The sequence below is a fragment of the Actinomycetospora sp. genome (genome assembly GCF_036497245.1).
In the GTDB taxonomy this organism is placed as follows: Bacteria; Actinomycetota; Actinomycetes; order Mycobacteriales; family Pseudonocardiaceae; genus Actinomycetospora.
Genome location: NZ_DASXJS010000093.1, coordinates 1 through 16,382, shown reverse-complemented (window position 1 = coordinate 16,382; position 16,382 = coordinate 1). Strand labels below are relative to the sequence as shown.

Sequence of the window (16,382 nt, the reverse complement as noted above, 5' to 3'; positions counted from 1 at the left end):
TCATGAGCAACCCCCCGTTCCACCTGGCGATCGCGCTCGACGGCACCGGGTGGCACCCGGCGTCGTGGCGCGAACCGGGCGCCCGCCCCGCCGACCAGTACGGCGCGGACTTCTGGGTCGACCAGGTCCGTGCGGCCGAGTCCGGGTTCGCGTCGTTCGTGACGATCGAGGACGGGCTCACCGCCGCGCGGCGTCCCGCCGACGAGGGCCGCACCGACCGCGCCCAGGGCCACCTCGACGCCACGCTCATCGCCCAGCGGGTGGGCCCGGCGACCGAGCACCTCGGGATCGTGCCGACCGTGATCACGACCCACACCGAGCCGTTCCACGTCTCCACCCAGATCGCCACGCTCGACTGGGTCACGGAGGGTCGCGCCGGGGAGCGGGTCAAGGTGTCGGCCGACCCGGCGGAGGCCGCGCTGTTCGGGCGCCGCGATCCGGCCGCCGAGACCCGCGAGTCGCTGTTCGACGAGGCCGCCGACCACGTCGAGGTGCAGCGCCGGCTCTGGGACTCGTGGGAGGACGACGCCGAGATCCGCGACGTCGCCACCGGCCGGTTCGTCGACCGCGACAAGCTGCACTACGTCGACTTCGTCGGCTCGCACTTCGCGGTCCGCGGGCCGTCGATCACCCCGCGCCCGCCCCAGGGCCAGCCCGTCGTCACCGCGCTCGCGCACGTCGAGGACGCCTACCGCCTCGCCGCCCGCGCGGCCGACATCGTGTTCACGACCCCCGACGGGGCGGGTCGCGACGGACCCACCGGCGACGCCGCGACGACGCTGGCCGCGGCCCGCGCCGCGGAAGCGGAGGTCGGACGCACGGGTGAGCCGCTGCTCGTCGTCGGGGACCTGCTCGTCGTGCTCGACGACGACGCCGCGTCCGCCCGCGCGCAGCTGACCCGGCTCGACGGCGTGGCGTCGAACCGGTCCGACGCCGCCGTGCTCGCCGGGACCGTCGGCCAGGTCGCCGACACCCTCGAGTCGTGGGCCGCCGCCGGGCTGGCCGGCGCGCGGCTGCGCCCCGCGGTCACCGCGTCCGACCTGCCCCGCATCACCCGCGAGCTCGCGCCCGAGCTGGCCCGCCGCGGGCTCACCCGCAGCGCCTGGGGCGAGCCCGGGACGCTGCGCGACCTGCTCGGTCTGCCCCGCCCCGCCGACCGCTACGCCCACGCGTGAGAGGAGGGCTTTCGATGAGCGACAAGCCCCGCAAGCAGATCCACCTCGCCGCGCACTTCCCCGGCGTCAACAACACGACCGTCTGGGGCGACCCGGCGTCGGGCAGCCACATCGCGTTCTCGTCGTTCCGCCACTTCGCGCAGACCGCCGAGCGCGCGAAGTTCGACTTCCTCTTCCTCGCCGAGGGCCTGCGCCTGCGCGAGCAGGGTGGGAAGATCTACGACCTCGACGTGATGGGACGCCCCGACAACGTCTCGATCCTCATGGCGATGGCCGCCGTGACCGACCGCATCGGGCTGGCCGGCACGGTCAACTCGACGTTCAACGAGCCGCTCGACGTCGCCCGGAAGCTCGCCTCGCTCGACCACCTCTCCGCGGGGCGCGCCGCGTGGAACGTCGTGACCAGCTGGGACGAGTTCACCGGCGAGAACTTCCGCCGCGCGGGCTACCTGCCCAAGGACAAGCGCTACCTGCGCGCGCAGGAGATGCTCTCGACGGCCCAGACGCTGTGGGACTCGTGGGATTCCGACGGGATCGTCGCCGACGCGGCGTCCGGTGAGTTCCTGCGCCGCCCCGACGAGGGCTCCTTCGCCGTGCACTCCGACCAGTTCGACATCTCCGGACGCTTCCCGCTCCCGCGCAGCCCGCAGGGTCGCCCGGTGATCATCCAGGCCGGCGACTCCGAGGAGGGACGTGAGTTCGCGGCGGCGTCCGCGGACGCGATCTTCACCCGACACGCCGAGCTGACGGCGGGCCAGGAGTTCTACGCCGACCTGAAGCGACGGCTGGAGCGGTTCGGCCGCCGCCACGAAGACCTCAAGATCCTGCCCGCTGCCACCTTCGTCCTCGGCGACACCGAGGACGAGGCCGCGGAGAACGCCCGGGCTGTGCAGTACCAGCAGGTCGGGCCGGCCACCGCGATCGCCTTCGCCGAGCAGGTGTGGAACCGCGACCTCTCCGACGTCGACCCCGACGGCCCGGTGCCCTCGTTCGACCCGAAGACCGAGGATGACGTCGACAGCGGTGCCCACATCTCCAAGGGCCGAGCGAGTGTCCGGATGTACCGGGACCCGGTCGCGACGGCGAACGAGTGGCGCGAGCTCGCCGAGGCCGAGAACCTCTCGCTGCGCGAGGTGGTGATCCGCAAGAACGGGCGGCACACCTTCGTCGGCACACCCCAGCGGGTCGCCGACACCATCGACGAGTTCGTGCAGTCCGACGCCTCCGACGGGTTCGTGCTCGTCCCGCACATCACGCCGGGCGGGCTGGACGCGTTCGCGGACCGGGTCGTGCCGCTGCTGCAGGAGAAGGGGTCCTTCCGCACCGAGTACGAGGGGACGACGCTGCGGGAGCATCTCGGGCTGGCCCCGTTGCGCTCGGACGCGCTGGCCCAGTCATGATCGGTCGATGACCGCACCCGACCGGCGGACTGTCGCGAGTCCACCGGCTGACTCGCTGCTCGCCCTCGTCGGCGGCACCCCGCTCGTCCGCCTCGGCCGGTCGGCGCCCGGGGCGGAGGTCCACGCCAAGCTGGAGTACCTCAATCCCGGCGGGTCGGTGAAGGACCGGGCCGCCCTGGCGATGGTGCTCGACGCCGAGGAGTCCGGGGCCCTGCCACCGGGCGGCACGATCGTCGAGGGCACGTCGGGCAACACCGGTCTCGGGCTCGCGCAGGTCGCGGCGGCGCGCGGGTACCGGTCGCTGTTCGTGCTGCCGGACAAGACCGCGGTGGAGAAGCTCGACGCCCTGCGCGCGTACGGGGCGGAGATCGTCCTCACCCCGTCGGCGCTGCCCCGCGAGCACCCGGACCACGTCATCGCCTACGCCACGCGTCTCGCGAAGGAGATCGACGGCGGCTGGCTCGCCGACCAGTACGGCAACCCCGCCAACCCCGACGCGCACCGCCGCAGCACCGGCCCCGAGATCTGGGAGGCCACCGGCGGGCGCATCACCCACCTCGTCGCGACGATCGGCACCGGCGGAACGATCACCGGGACGGGCGAGTACCTGCGCGAGGTGTCCGGCGGACGCGTCGAGATCGTCGGCGCCGACCCCGTGACCAGCGCCTACGGCGGCGGCGACGGCAGCCCGTTCGCCATCGAGGCGGCCGGCCAGTACAACCACCCCGAGACCGTCGACGTCTCGTTCCCCCCGGTCTACCGGCCCGAGATCCTCGACCGGATCGTGACGATCGGGGACCGCGAGTCGATCCTCACGGCCCGCGCGCTGGCCCGCACCGAGGGGCTGCTCGTCGGTGGGTCGTCCGGGACGGCGGCGGCCGCGGCCCTGCGCGTGGCGCGCGAGGCCGGACCCGAGGCGGTCGTCGTCGCGATCCTCCCCGACTCCGGGCGCGCCTATCTCTCGAAGTACCACTCCGACACCTGGGTCCGGCGGCAGGGCTTCCTCGACGACGACCGCCACGGGACGTTGGTCGATCTCGTGTCGCCGGTGGTGACGGTGCCCGCGGGGACGTCGGTGGGGTCGGCGCGGTCCGCGCTGAAGTCGTCGGGGCAGCCGGCGCTGCCGGTGGTGCTCGCCGGGCGCTCGTCGCCGCTCCCACCGGCGGCGGGCGAGGTGCTGGGGCTGCTCACGGCGTCCGACCTGCGCGGCCCGGCGGAGGCGGCGGTCCCGGTCCCGACGGTCCCGCCGGTCGGGATCGGCAGCGGGGAGACCGCGGCCGAGGTGCTGGCGCGGATGGATCCGTCGGTGGACGTCGTGCACCTGGTCCGGGATGCCCGGCTCGCGGGCCTGGTCACGGTAGGTGCGCTTCGCGCTCGTGAGCACTCAGTGCGGCTATAGAGCCTGTCGGACATTGACGAGTGGACCCTGGGGGCTGCGGCAGTAGCCATGGGGGTCCACTCGCCGGCCGCGACCTCGCCAGCTGCGCACTTGTGAGCACTTTCGGTGGCTATATAGCCGCACTTAGTGCTCAGGAGGCGGGAGCCACCTCGGTGCGGATCTCGGGGACGCCGTCGGGTCCCGTCGCTTCGTAGTAGAGCTGGTAGCTGCCTCCCGGGAGCGCGAGCACCGCGAGGTGACGGAGTCCGGGCGCCGCCGGGACCTCGTCGACGGGTCGGAACCGTCCGAATCCGTCGCCCGGCACGGCGACAGCGGTGTGCTCCCCGTCGTCGTAGGTGGCGACGAGCCGGTCGCCCAGGTCGACGACCGAGCTGATTCGTCCGGCTGCCAGCGCGACCTCCTGCCCCGCCCAGACCAGTCCGTCGGGGCTCGCGTAGCGGACGGTGTCGCCGCCGACCGCCGCCCAGAGGTGCCAGACGCCGCCGTGGGACTGGACGACCGGGCTCCCGGCGCCCTCGAGCACCGTCGCCGGTGACGCCGTCCCGATTCCTTCGGGGGAGTCGGCCTCGAGGAGCTCCACCCGCGCGCCGGCGTCGAGGTACAGCCGCCACCGGCCGGGTGGGGTGACGACGAGTGCCGCGCGGCCCGCGGTCGCCGGGGCTCTGATCTCCGCCACGACCTCGACCCGCACGCCGTCCTCCGAGCGGGCGACGACGGTCGCGGCAGCCCGGTGGTCCCGGTAGGCGAGGTGCACGGCGCCGTCCCGGACCAGCGCGCTCGGCGCCCCCGCGCGGGAGGCCACGACGGTGCTCGCGATGCCGTCGGGCAGCGGGACACCCGTGGGGTGGAGGCGGCTCATCCCGTGATCATCGCGTGCGGCTCCGCGGTGGGTAGGGCAAACCCTCGGCAAGATCGTCGGGTTGTCCCCGGGTTGGTCGGGGGTGGACACGATCGTGGCGGGGCGCTGATCGCGACAGGCTTGTCCTCACACCGGAACGGAGCCGCCAGGGCTTCTCAGACACACCAGGAGCCTTCGATGACCGCCTTCGATCCTCGCACCGTCCACACCATGCCCGGCCAGCAGTTCGGGACCCCCCGCAACGACGCCGCGCAGTACGGCAGCGGCCAGTTCCGCACCGACCAGTTCCGCACCCAGGGCTTCGCGGGCCAGCAGTTTCCCGGCTCGGTCCCGCCGCCGCCCTCACGCCCATCCCGGGCCAAGCGCCCGCTCGCCGCGAAGATCGTCGCCGGCATGGTCGCCGCCGGGCTCGTCGTCGCCGGAGCCGGCACCTGGATGGCGCTGTCCGGCTCCTCGGCCGAAGCCGCGGTGCAGACCACCTCGTTCGCCGGCGCCAACCCCACCACCGTCCCCTTCGGGACCGACGCCCCCCAGGTCGCCGCCGTCGCCGCCACCGGCCCGCAGACCGGGGACACCACCGGGCTCTACGCCGCCACCACCCCGGCCGCCTGCACCACCGCCGACTACCTCACCCAGCTCCAGGGCGACCCGGCCAAGCTCGCCGCCCTCGGCGGGGTGTTCGGGATCGGCGCCACCGATGTCCCCGCGTTCGTCGAGTCGCTGTCCCCGGTGGTGCTCCGGGCGAACACCTCGGTGACCGACCACCCCTACACCGACGGCGCGTTCACCGCCCAGCCCGCCATCCTCGCCTCCGGCACCGCGGTCCTGGTCAACTCCTACGGCGAGCCCACCATCAAGTGCTTCAACGGCAACCCGCTCACCACCGGGGCCACCGCCGCCGACGCGGTCACCGTCGTTCCCACCACCGCGGTAATCACCCAGTTCAGCTTCACCTCCATCGACAACTCCCGCGTCGTGGTCACCCCCGGCAAGCCCGACCCCAAGCCGAACCCCGGCCCGAACCCCACCACCCCGGGGACCCCCGGCCAGCCCACCCCGCCGACCCCCGACCCCGTCCTGCAGGCCAAGGCCGACCAGGCCAAGGCCCTGGCCGGGCAGGCCCGCGCCGAGGCCACCGCCGCCCGCCAGAAGGCCGACGACGCCGACACCGCCGCCCGCATCACGGCGACCGGTGCCCAGAGTGACGAAGCGGCCTTCCGCCAGGCCCTGGCACAGGCCAAGGCGTTGGGGATTCCGCTGCAGGCGGCGGCGAAGGCGTTGGGTGCGGCGCAGAACGCGAACCCGCCCGCTACGGCCGCCGTGATCAAGCAGCTCACGGACGACCTCGCCGCAAAGCAGGCCGCCCAGCTCGCTGCCGCGAAGATTTCCCTCGAGCTGCAGAAGGTGGCCAACGCCAGCGCCGAACAGGCTCGGGAGAAGGCCGACCAGGCCAAGTACGCCGGTGCAGCGGCCACCAGCGCCGAGGGCGTCGCCGCCCAGGCCGACAAGAACGCTACCGACGCCCAGCAGAAGGCCGACGACTCCGCGAAGACCCCCACCGACGACACCACCAAGAACCAGCCGGTGAAGACCAAGGTCGACCCCACCGGCACCGGCCCCGAGGGCCAGGCTCCGATCACCGGCCACACCCCGGCCAACACCTCCATCCCGTGTGGCGCCGTCGCCGACACCACCGCCACCACCAAGAACTGCACCGTCCCCGCCGGCTCCGCCGACACCGCCACCGGCACCACCCCGGCCAAGAACACCACCGGCACCCAGACCGGCACGACCGCCGGCACGACGGGCACCGGCTCGAAGGGCACCAGCGGCTCCTCGACCTCCGGCTCCTCGAGCAGCAGCTCCTCGGCCGGCGGCTCGCAGACCACCAGCAAGGAGAGCACCGACAAGTGACCTGACCCCCCAACCACGACGCCCGGCCCCACCACCGTGGGGCCGGGCATTCGTGCGTGGGTCGGGCGATCCGGCCGCCGCGATGATCAGGAGCACTCCAGACACCCGGGGTGCCGCGAGGCAGGTCTGATGTGCTCCTGATCAACGCATCTGGACCCGAGGGCTACTGTACTGTTCAGCGTGTGCTGAACTACGAGGCGCGCGAGCTGGCGCTCGGCCGGTTGGGCCGGGCGCTGGCCGATCCGACGCGGCGGCGTCTGCTCCTGGCGCTCGTCGACGGGCCCGCGTATCCGGCGGCGCTGGCCGCGGATCTGGAGCTCGGGCGGTCGAACGTGTCGAACCACCTGTCGTGCCTGCGCGGTTGCGGGCTGGTCGTCGCGCACTACGAGGGGCGCCAGGTCCGCTACGAGCTCGCCGACCCGCACCTGGGGCGAGCACTGTCCGAGCTCCTCGAGGTCGTGCTCGCGGTCGCGCCGACACCACAGTGCGAACCGCGGTGTCAGCCGCAGGAGGAGCTCGCGGGAGCCCGGTCGTGACCACCGAGCAGGGGGCCACGCCGCGCAGCGACGACGCGGTCGACCGGCGGCGTGAGGTGCTCGTCCGCCGGGTGCGGCTGCTGGTGGCGGCGACGATCACCTACAACGTCGTCGAGGCCGTGATCGCCTTGGCGGCAGGCTCTGTGGCCTCCTCGGCGGCATTGGTCGGGTTCGGGCTGGACTCGGTGATCGAGGTGGCCTCGGCGGCGGTGGTCGCCTGGCAGTTCGCCGGCCGGGACCCGCAGGCGCGGGAGAAGGTGGCGCTGCGACTGATCTCGGCGTCGTTCGTCGCGCTGGCGATGTACGTCTCGGTGGAGTCGGTGCGTTCGCTGGCCGGGGTCGCCGCCCCCGAGCACTCGCCGGTCGGCATCGCACTGGCCGGGGCGTCGCTGGTGGTGATGCCGTGGCTCTCGTGGGCGCAGCGTCGTGCGGGCCGCGAGCTGGGCTCCGCCTCGGCGGTCGCGGACTCGAAGCAGACCCTGCTGTGCACCTACCTCTCCGCGGTGGTGCTGGTCGGCCTCGTCCTCAACAGCCTGTTCGGCTGGAGCTGGGCCGACCCGGTCGCCGGGTTGGTCATCGCCGCGATCGCGCTCCGGGAGGCCCGCGACGCCTGGCGCGGCGACGGGTGCTGCGCGACGCCGTCGTCGACCACCGCTCCGGAGTCCGGCGACTCCTGCTGCGGGTAGTCACCCGGGGCTGGTCCGGCAGCTGCGGGGCCGAGCCCCCGCGCGACAGCCCTCAGCGCGCCCAGTAGGTCTCGGGCAGCCGCGGGATGGTCCCGGACGGGAACAGCGCGTCGACCTGGGTGCCGTACCCGCGCACGAGCGCGTCCTTGGCGTCCAGGCCGTCGTCGAACGACCACGGGCGCAGGTCGGCGCGCCGCACGAACTCCGGGTCCGGAGCGTGCTCGAGGGCGTAGGGGAAGTCGGAGAACCACACCGTGGTGCCGGGCCAGGCGAGGCCGAGGTCGCGGGTGACGAGGTGGTCGACGTGGCGGCCGATGCCGAGCGGGCACAGGAGCAGGTCGGCCTCGGAGGCGCGGGCGGCGACCCGGGTGGCGAGGTCCTCGCGCAGGCGCCGGTCGCCGCGGGAGATCCGTCCGCGGGCGATGTCGAACCGGTAGGTCGGGTAGCGGTGGACGAGCTCGGGCAGGAGGCGGCCGGCGGGGGCGAGCACGGGCGGGACATCGCGCTGCCGGAACAGCGCGTCGGTGAGCCCGAGGTGCTCGGGTCGGGCGCCGAGGGCCTCGACGACGCCGCGGTCCTCGTCGCGTCGCGCGCGGAAGAGGCCGGCGGCGTCCGGGTGGGCGCACTGGCGCAGGAACGAGCGGGCGGCCCGGCTGTGCGGGCCGTCGGTGGCCTCGGTGAACAGCGTGAGCACGGTGATCTCGCAGCGGGGCGCGAGCGCGGCGAGCAGGGCGCCACAGGACAGGACGGCGTCGTCGAGGTGTGGGGAGAGGACGAGGCAGCGCGCCCCCGAGGTCATCGCGGACCGCAGGGGCGCGGGGGTCGGCTCGGGCACGGTGTCTCCTCCGATCTCCGCTACCAGTTCTACGCGGCGAGGGCCTCGACGCCGGTGCCGGTGAGCCGGGCCGTGCCGGAGACCTGGGCCTCGAGCACGCCTGCCGCGCGCAGCCGGGCGGCGACGAACTGATCGGCGCAGGGCAGGCCGTCGATGAGCAGGCGGCCGGCGGTGACGGTGCCGCGACCTGCGGCCACGGCGGCGAGGACGGCCCGGTCACGACGGCTGAGCTGGGCGACGGCGGTGCGGGTCTCGAGGGTGACGGCCATGGTGTGCTCCCGGGCTCTTCAGGGCGTTTCGGTGATGACCCCGAGCCTGCTCGTCGCCGCCGGTCGGACGCGGTGGAGCGGACCCCACGACGACGGGTGTGCACCCTGCGATCGAGGTGGGGCACACCCCACCCTCAGAGCACGCCGGTCACCAGCAGCGCACCTCCGACGAGGACGAGCAGCACGATCACGGCCGCCACGACGAGCACCACGGTGCGGGTGCTCCGAGCATCCGACGGGGCGCTCGGGGCCGGCGGGACGGGGCCCTGCGCCTGCCCGGGCGCGCCTGGGAACGGCCCGGTCATCGGACGCCGGAGGGGCGGTCCGCCCGGGCCGGGCGGTGGAGGGCCGCCCGGCGGGCCCGGGCGTCGGCCGGGCCCCGGCGCGCCCGGCATCGGCACACCCTTCGTCTGCCCGGGGCTCTGGCCCGGTGGGCCCTGGCCCGGTCCACCCGGTCGCCCGGCGGCGGGGAACGACCCGCTCGGCATGCCGGGGCGTGCCGGCCCCTGCCGCGGCGGTGTCGGGCCCGGCTCGGCCGGGCTGCGCGTCGGCGGACCGCCCGCCCGGGGCTTCGAGCCGCTCCCCGGCGTCGGACGGACGACGGCGGTCCGCGCCTCGTCCGAGGAGCCCGGACGGTTCACGGTGGTCTTTGCCTCGTCGTCGTCGCGCGGGGCGGGTCCGGAGGCGGGGGAGGCGTTGGCGGCGGACTTCGAGGAAGAGGAGGACGACGACGGGTCCGGGCGGGTGACCGTGGTCTTCGTGTCGTCGGCGGGGGAGCCCGGACGGTTCACGGTGGTCTGCGCGTCGTCGGGGTTGCCGGCGAGGCGGCCGTCGACCACGGGCCGCGGCGTCACGGTCGTCGGCGGGGAGGCCTCCGACTCCGATGCCGCCGACTCCGCTGTCGTCTCCGATCTCGGCTTCGACCGGGCCCTCGACCGGGCCTTGGCCTTCGACGGCGAGCCCGACGCGGCCCCCGGAGGCTCCGCCGCTGCCGTCGCGCCGCCCGCGCGGCTCGATCGTCCGAGGTCCGACCCCGCGAGCCTCGCGGCCGCCCGCGCCGCCCCGAGCGCCATCACGTACTCCGGGTGGTCGTCGACGATCACGCGGAGCCCGAGCCGCTCCGCCACCGCCCGGCCGACCAGCGGAACCCGCGCCGAGCCCCCGACGAGCAGGACCGCCCCGGGCCGCACGGGCGCGGCGTCCACTGCCCGTGCGAGCGCATCGACGCTGCGGGTCACCGTCGGCCGGATCCGCTCCTCGAACGCCGCGCGCGACACCGCGACCTCGGCGTGCCGCCCGGGGAGCAGCACGGGCACGTGCACCTCGTCCTCGGAGGAGAGCGCCTCCTTCGCCACGAGGCAGTCCTGGCGCAGGCGGGACAGGACTGCGGCGCTCGCGTCGTCGTCCGGGTCGAGGTCGGCCAACAGCCCACCGGAGGCCTCGTCGACCAGCGCGATCACGGCCTCGTCGAAGTCCACCCCGCCGAGGCGCTCGATGTCGACCGGGGAACCGACGGCCTCCAGCGCGTCGGCGCGGCGCACGAGCACGGAGGCCTCGAAGGAACTGCCGCCGAGGTCGTACACCGCGAACGCCGCCCCGTCGTCCAGACCGTGGAGGGAGCGCTGCTGCGCCCCGGCCGCCTGGGGGTCCGTGGTCATCGCGGCGTCCGCGAGCCCGGCCGCGCCGGCCACGTCCTCGAACAGGCCCCGACGGAACGGACCCCACCCGGCGGGATGGGTGAGCACGACCCGGCGGGGAGTCTCGCCCCGCACCGCCGCGACGCGGCCGAGGACGTCGCGCAGGATCGCGGCGAGCAGGTCGGTGGCGGGGCGGGTCTGCTCGCCGATCAGCACGGGAGCCGGATCGCCGAGGCGGCGGCGGACGCCCCACGCCGCCCGGGAGGGATCGGTGGCGGCCCGCCGCGCGGCGACCTCACCGGTGACGAGCGAGCCGCCGTCGCGCTGGTGGACGACGGCCGGGACGATGATCGACCGGTCGCCGAGGGCGACCATCTCGGGCCGGCCGTCCTCGTCGGCGATCGCCGCGGCGACGGTCGTCCCCCCGAGATCGACCCCGAGAACGTGGGTCACGGCGTCTCCCCTCCGCGCATGAGCCCACGCATCGTAATGACATCGACGACGAGCGGGAGCACCCCGACGCCGATGACCACGGAGCGCCTCAAGAACGTCACACGGCGCTCGTCAAGGGGGAGAACCCTACCTCGCGAGAGGGTGGGCCCCCTCCCCGCCGAGACCTGCTCGCGGGAGGCTGTTCAGCCATGACGCCCGCGGTGGTCGTCGGCCGGACCGCGCGTCCCGGTCGACGATCCGACCAGCACGGATCGGGGGACGCCGTCGTGCCCGCACCCGAGACGGACCCCCGGGAGGACCGTCGCCGCCAGGAGGAGCGCTGGCGTCGCCGACGAGGCCTGGAGCGCGAGCTGCACGACGGCGCCGCGCTGCGGATCTCGTCGCTGGCGCTGCGCCTCGGGGTGCTCGACCGCGACACCGGCGGGGTGGATCCCGACCACGGCGCCCGGCACCGCGACATCCTCGCCCTCCAGGACGAGGTGGCGGCCGCGCTGGAGGAGCTGCGGTCGGTCGCGGGCCAGATCTACCCGCCGTTGCTGCACGAGGCCGGGCTCGGTCCGGCCCTGCGCGAGCTGGTCACGGCGCGGGAGCGCGACGTCGACCTCGACGTCTCCGCCGACCGGGCCGAGCCCGCCGTCGAGGGCGCGGTGTACTTCGCGTTGGCCGACTGCCTGGCGCGGTCGTGCGCTCCGCTCGCCGTCCGGATCCGGCGGGAGCCAGGATCCACCGTGGGGCCCGGAACCATGACAGGGTCCGGACCCGTCGAAGGGGGAGACACCGTGGTCGTGGTCATCGAGGGGGCGGACCCCGCTCTCGGTCCCGCCGTGCTCGACGAGGCGGGGCCGCTCGGCGGCACCGTGGACGTCGAGGGCGAGCCGGGCACGGTCGGGACGATCACGGCGAGGTTCCCGTGCGCGTAGCGGTCGCCGAGGACGGTGCCCTCTTCCGCCAGGGCCTCGTGATGTTGCTGGAGGCCTCCGGGCACGAGGTGGTGGCGTGCGTCGCGGGCGGTGACGAGCTGGTCGCCGCGCTCGCGAACGACCCCGTCGACGTCGCCGTGCTCGACATCCGGATGCCTCCGGAGCCCGACGGCGGGCTGATCACCGCCGAGCGTCTCCGTGCCGCGCATCCGCAGATGGGGCTGCTCTTCCTGTCGCACTACGCCGAGTCGCACTATCTGGTGCGGATCCTCGAGATCGGGACCGACAGCATCGGGTACCGGCTCAAGGAGAAGGTCGGCAGCGTCGAGGTCCTCTCCGACACGCTGTCCCGGATCGCCGACGGCGAGATCGTCATCGAGCCGGCCCTCGCGAAGCGCCTGGTCGAGAAGCCGCGCAACGACCGCAAGGACGTCGTGGCCTCGCTCTCCGAGCGGGAGCGCGACGTGCTGAAGCTGATGGCCGAGGGACGGTCCAACGGCGGCATCGCGTCCACCCTCTTCGTCAGCGGCAAGGCGGTGGAGAAGCACATCGCGAGCATCTTCGACAAGCTCGGGCTGCACGGGGACGCCTCGGTGCACCACCGGCGGGTGCTGGCCGTGCTGACCTACCTGCGCTCCCAGCGCGGGGAGTCCTGATCGGCCCTTTCCACCCGGCCTGCGCGCACCTACTCTCCGTGCACAGAGGAGCGGACGAGACGGCGGTGTGATGGACCGATCGGGTGCGGAGCGGGTGTGGCGAGCACTCAGCGCCGTTGCCATCGTCGCCGTGTGCCTGGCCGCCGCGGTGCTGGTCGGCGAGGCGGTGCTCGGACCGGCGATCGGGCCCCTGCTCGCGCCGTTCGGCGGTGCCGGACTGGCCGCCGCGGTCCTCGCGGCCACGGGCCGGGGCCGCCCGCCCGACGCCGACGACCCGTCCGCGCCGGGACAGGCGGGCCGGTCCGCGCTGCTCGCCGCCACGGCCCCGGCCTCGCTCGCCGCGCTCGCCCAGGTGCTCCGCGAGGGGACCGGGGCCGCCCACGCCGAGGTCTGGCTGGCCGTTCCCGGCGGGCTCGCGGCGCAGACCGCACCGGACCGGGCCGCGTCGCTGACCGGCCTGCTGCTCCGGCCCGACGTCGACCACGCCCTGCCGGTCACCGGAGAGAGCGGAACGACGGGGGAGGGGAACCCGGCCGACGGCGAGCTGCGCGCGGTCCTCACCCTCGGCAAGCCCGGCCGCCCGGTGACGGCCGCCGACCGGACGCTCGTCGCGGAGGTCGCGTCGGGGGCCGGGCTGCTGCTGCGCGTCGTCGCGCGCGGGGCCGAGCTGCGCAGCCGGGTCTCCCGCGCGGGCGAGCTGGCCCGCGAGACCGAGGACTCACGACGGCGGCTGGGCCGGGCGCGCGAGGTCGAGCGCCGCCGTCTCGTCGGTGAGCTCGGCGGCGCCACCGCGGAACGGCTGGTCGCCTTCCGGACCGCGGTCACCGACGCGGGCGAGTCGATCGGGGAAGCGCTGGACGAGCCCGAGGACGACGAGACCGGGGAGGGCTCGCGCGGCGAGGCGACCGAGCTCGCTCGTCACCACCTCGACACCGCCCGCGAGCGGTTGGAGGAGCTGCTCGACCGGTTCCGGGCCATCGCCCGCGGCGTCCATCCCGCCGTGCTGCGCGACCAGGGTCCGCGGGCCGCACTGGAAGAGATCATCGCCGACCTGCCCCGGGCCGTGCACCTGTCGGGCCGCCTCGCCGACCGCCTCCCGTGGGAGGTCGAATCCGGGCTCTACTACGCGGCCGCCTCCGCGCTGGGACTCATGGGCGCGCGGTCCGCCGACGAACCCCTGGAGCTGGACCTCGAGCAGAACGGGGACCGTGCCGAGATCCGGCTGACCGACGCGGAGGCCGACCCGGACGCCACGCGCACGGCCCTCGCCGACGACGCCGACCGGCTCGCCGCCCTCGGCGGCTCGCTCGACCTGCACGTCGACGACGCCGGACGCACGGTGCTGCGGGCGCGGCTGCCGATCCAGCTCAGCCCGCTGGTCGAGGCCGGGGCGGCGGGATGACCGGGGTCGGCGTGGCGAGCGGGACGACGCAGCCGAGCGGGACGACCGGCCGGACGGGGACCCAGCGGCTGCGGGAGGCGGCCTGGTGGGTCGTGTTCGTCGCCGTGTCCCTGCTGACCCTGGTGTGGCTGACGGTCGGTGCCCTGGTCTCCACCCCGCTGAACGAACCGCCCGGCCAGGCGATCGTCGACTACCTGGCCAGCGCCGTGAACCTCGTCGTGGCCGTGGTGCTGCTGCGCCACGGCGGGCGGTCGTGGTCGATGCGCCTGCTCGCGCTGGCGATGGTCGGCTCGGCCGGCGCGTTCAACCTCCAGGCCCATGCCGCGGCGCTCGCCGTGCAGGAGGCCACCGGGATCGCGATCGGCGAGGCCCACCAGATCCTGCTGCACGGGGTGGCGGGCGCCGCGTACGCCGGTGCGCTGCTGCTCGTCCCGGTCGAGACGTCGGGGAGCCCGTCGCGGCGCCGCGCCGTGCCCGTCGTCGTGGCCGCGACCCTGTTCGTCGCGGGCGTCGGGACCGCGCTGCTGCCCCACACCCTGAGCTGCGTGGTGTTCTTCGGGTTCGCGGTGCCGCTGCTCGGCGTGGCCGCGATCTCGCCGGGGGTGCGCCGCGCCCCCACCCCGGAGGCCCGGGCGCGCGCCCGGCTGCTGACCAGCGTCCTCGTCGCGGCGGTGGGCGCGGCGACCGTGCTCGCGGTGCTCACCGCCGTCCTCGTCCTGCTCGGGCACCCCGGACTCACCCTCGACGACCCGACCGCCCACCACAGCGCCCTCGGCGCCGTGCCGACGGCGCTGCTGTTCTGGTTCGCGCGCCTGACCGCCGCGGTGATCGCGCTGGCGGTGCTCGCCGCGCGGCGGGCACGGCTCTCCGAGCGGTGGCTGCACAGCGGTCTCGCGGCCCTCGTCACGATCGTGCTGCTGGGCGGCCTCGCGGTCCTGCTCGCGACGGTCACCGCCACCGTGACCGGGTCGACGCTCACCGGGTACGTCGTCGCCATCCTGGTGGTGGCCGCCCTGTGGCTGCCGGTGTCCGCACGCACCGACCGGCTCGCCGAGCGGCTCCTCTATGGCACCCGCGCCACCCCCGCCGGCGTGCTCGCCGAGGTCTCGGAGCTGACCCGACGCTCGGCGAGCGACCCGACCGGCCTCGACCGGATCCCGGAGGCCGTCGGGCGCGCGCTGGGCGCCCGCGCGGTCCGGCTGACCACCCGCCGCGACGGCATGAGCGACCGCACCTCCCGCTGGAACGCCCCCGACGGTGGCGCGGGCGAGGAGGAGGTTGCCTTCGGGGTGCGGCACGAGGGCCGCGAGGTCGGCACCCTCGTCGTCGACGCCGAGACGCTCGCCGGTGGCGACGACCGCCGCAGGCTGGTGGCGGACGTCGCCGACGGGCTCGGCGGCGTGCTCGGGGCGCACCGGCTGGAGATCGAGCTGGAGCGTCAGCTGCGCGTCGCGCTCGCCCACGCCGAGGAGATTGCCGTATCCCGGCGGCGACTGGTGTCGGAGATGGACAGCGAGCGCCGGGCGATCGAGCGCAACCTGCACGACGGCGCCCAGCACCACCTGGTGTCGCTGCGCCTGACCCTCGGGCTCGTCGAGCACCTGGTGGGTGCGGGGAAGCTCGAGGGGGCCCGCGAGCGCCTCGACCAGCTCGTCACCCAGCTCGACACCGCCGAGTCCGTGCTGGCCGAGACGGCGACGGGGGTGTCGTCGGCGACGCTGCGCCGCGTCGGGCCGGTGGAGATGCTGCGCGCCGACCTCGCCGACGCCGAGCCACCCGTGACGGTCGGGGGCGAGGGGGTCGGACGGCACGACGAGTCGATCGAGTCGGCCGTCTACTTCTGCACGCTGGAGGCGGTGAACAACGCCCGCAAGCACGCGGGCGGCGCCGCGATCACGGTGCGGCTGGCCGAGTCGGGCGGCACGCTGCGCGCTGTCGTCCGCGACGAGGGCCCGGGCTTCGCCGTCACGCCGGGGCAGGGTCCGGGCCGCGGGCTGCGGAACTTCCAGACCCGGCTGGCCGCGGTCTCCGGGCGGGTCGAGGTGGACTCGGCGCCCGGGGCCGGGACCACGGTCAGGGTGGAAGTGCCCCTGCCCGCCGAGCCGGCGCCCGCTTCCCCGGCGCCCGCCGCCCCGGCCTCCGCGCCCGCCGGGTCCCGGCCCCGCGCCGACCCGGCGACCCGGACGGGGCTGGTCGCGGCCGCGACCGATCGCGGCGCGGCGCCGGACGGGACCCCGGGCA

The 16,382-nt window shown here is 75.1% G+C and carries 14 protein-coding genes; 10 read left to right on the top strand and 4 right to left on the bottom strand.

Translation table 11 applies throughout. From position 1 onward, the window contains the following. Window positions 1-2: 2 nt before the first annotated feature. From VGI02_RS10275 to VGI02_RS10265, 3 genes are read left to right on the top strand one after another with little or no spacing between them, the layout of a single operon-like run. Window positions 3-1,175 (top strand): LLM class flavin-dependent oxidoreductase, encoded by a 1,173-nt coding sequence (locus VGI02_RS10275; RefSeq protein ID WP_331627241.1) that lies wholly within the window; start codon window positions 3-5, stop codon window positions 1,173-1,175. Between the two features lie 14 nt (window positions 1,176-1,189). Continuing rightward, complete coding sequence (locus VGI02_RS10270) at window positions 1,190-2,575, top strand: NtaA/DmoA family FMN-dependent monooxygenase (protein WP_331627240.1); 1,386 nt, start codon at window positions 1,190-1,192, stop codon at window positions 2,573-2,575. Window positions 2,576-2,582: 7 nt separating this feature from the next. Then, window positions 2,583-3,974, top strand: a complete 1,392-nt coding sequence (locus VGI02_RS10265; protein ID WP_331627239.1) for a pyridoxal-phosphate dependent enzyme — start codon at window positions 2,583-2,585, stop codon at window positions 3,972-3,974. Window positions 3,975-4,104: 130 nt separating this feature from the next. Here VGI02_RS10265 and VGI02_RS10260 read toward each other — a convergent pair whose 3' ends face one another. Beyond that, the gene (locus tag VGI02_RS10260) at window positions 4,105-4,833 is read right to left on the bottom strand and encodes a hypothetical protein (RefSeq protein WP_331627238.1); all 729 of its coding nucleotides are present in this window, start codon (window positions 4,831-4,833) and stop codon (window positions 4,105-4,107) included. Window positions 4,834-5,010: 177 nt separating this feature from the next. Between VGI02_RS10260 and VGI02_RS10255 the strand changes: the two genes are divergently transcribed. The 3 genes from VGI02_RS10255 to VGI02_RS10245 all read left to right on the top strand — a co-directional run bounded on the left by VGI02_RS10255 (window position 5,011) and on the right by VGI02_RS10245 (window position 7,969). After that, entirely contained in the window at window positions 5,011-6,747 is a 1,737-nt protein-coding gene (locus tag VGI02_RS10255) for a DUF6777 domain-containing protein (protein ID WP_331627237.1), read from the top strand. Between the two features lie 182 nt (window positions 6,748-6,929). Beyond that, window positions 6,930-7,283 carry a Cd(II)/Pb(II)-sensing metalloregulatory transcriptional regulator CmtR gene (gene cmtR, locus VGI02_RS10250; protein WP_331627236.1) on the top strand — a complete coding sequence of 118 codons (354 nt, stop codon included), beginning with the start codon at window positions 6,930-6,932 and terminating at the stop codon, window positions 7,281-7,283. Further along, window positions 7,280-7,969 carry a cation diffusion facilitator family transporter gene (locus VGI02_RS10245; protein WP_331627235.1) on the top strand — a complete coding sequence of 230 codons (690 nt, stop codon included), beginning with the start codon at window positions 7,280-7,282 and terminating at the stop codon, window positions 7,967-7,969. Before cmtR ends, VGI02_RS10245 begins: the two co-directional genes overlap by 4 nt. Window positions 7,970-8,021: 52 nt before the next feature. Here the strand turns inward: VGI02_RS10245 and VGI02_RS10240 are convergent, their stop codons facing one another. The 3 genes from VGI02_RS10240 to VGI02_RS10230 all read right to left on the bottom strand — a co-directional run bounded on the left by VGI02_RS10240 (window position 8,022) and on the right by VGI02_RS10230 (window position 11,163). After that, window positions 8,022-8,804, bottom strand: coding sequence for a PIG-L deacetylase family protein (locus tag VGI02_RS10240; RefSeq protein ID WP_331627234.1), 783 nt, complete (start codon window positions 8,802-8,804; stop codon window positions 8,022-8,024). Window positions 8,805-8,833: 29 nt separating this feature from the next. Then, a complete protein-coding gene (locus tag VGI02_RS10235; protein WP_331627233.1) occupies window positions 8,834-9,073 on the bottom strand; it encodes a hypothetical protein in 240 nt (79 codons plus the stop codon). Window positions 9,074-9,207: 134 nt separating this feature from the next. Then, window positions 9,208-11,163, bottom strand: a complete 1,956-nt coding sequence (locus VGI02_RS10230) for an Hsp70 family protein (protein ID WP_331627232.1) — start codon at window positions 11,161-11,163, stop codon at window positions 9,208-9,210. A gap of 266 nt (window positions 11,164-11,429) precedes the next feature. On the opposite strand from VGI02_RS10230, the gene VGI02_RS10225 reads away from it, so the two are divergent. The 4 genes from VGI02_RS10225 to VGI02_RS10210 all read left to right on the top strand — a co-directional run. Next, window positions 11,430-12,083 carry a histidine kinase gene (locus VGI02_RS10225; RefSeq protein WP_331627231.1) on the top strand — a complete coding sequence of 218 codons (654 nt, stop codon included), beginning with the start codon at window positions 11,430-11,432 and terminating at the stop codon, window positions 12,081-12,083. After that, window positions 12,074-12,739: a response regulator transcription factor gene (locus VGI02_RS10220; protein WP_331627230.1), complete on the top strand. Its 666-nt coding sequence runs from the start codon at window positions 12,074-12,076 to the stop codon at window positions 12,737-12,739. The genes VGI02_RS10225 and VGI02_RS10220 overlap by 10 nt, the downstream gene beginning before the upstream one ends. Window positions 12,740-12,809: 70 nt before the next feature. After that, the gene (locus VGI02_RS10215) at window positions 12,810-14,141 is read left to right on the top strand and encodes a sensor histidine kinase (protein WP_331627229.1); all 1,332 of its coding nucleotides are present in this window, start codon (window positions 12,810-12,812) and stop codon (window positions 14,139-14,141) included. Next, window positions 14,138-16,382, top strand: a 2,245-nt coding sequence (locus tag VGI02_RS10210) for a sensor histidine kinase (RefSeq protein ID WP_331627228.1), incomplete at its 3' end; no start/stop codon positions are given. The genes VGI02_RS10215 and VGI02_RS10210, both read left to right, overlap by 4 nt.

Coding starts and splice junctions, on each gene's coding strand:
- VGI02_RS10270 (WP_331627240.1), top strand. CDS start 1,190: ATGAGCGACAAGCCCCGCAAGCAGATCCACCTCGCCGCGCACTTCCCC.
- VGI02_RS10235 (WP_331627233.1), bottom strand. CDS start 9,073: ATGGCCGTCACCCTCGAGACCCGCACCGCCGTCGCCCAGCTCAGCCGT.
- VGI02_RS10215 (WP_331627229.1), top strand. CDS start 12,810: ATGGACCGATCGGGTGCGGAGCGGGTGTGGCGAGCACTCAGCGCCGTT.
- VGI02_RS10255 (WP_331627237.1), top strand. CDS start 5,011: ATGACCGCCTTCGATCCTCGCACCGTCCACACCATGCCCGGCCAGCAG.
- VGI02_RS10275 (WP_331627241.1), top strand. CDS start 3: ATGAGCAACCCCCCGTTCCACCTGGCGATCGCGCTCGACGGCACCGGG.
- VGI02_RS10260 (WP_331627238.1), bottom strand. CDS start 4,833: ATGAGCCGCCTCCACCCCACGGGTGTCCCGCTGCCCGACGGCATCGCG.
- VGI02_RS10265 (WP_331627239.1), top strand. CDS start 2,583: ATGACCGCACCCGACCGGCGGACTGTCGCGAGTCCACCGGCTGACTCG.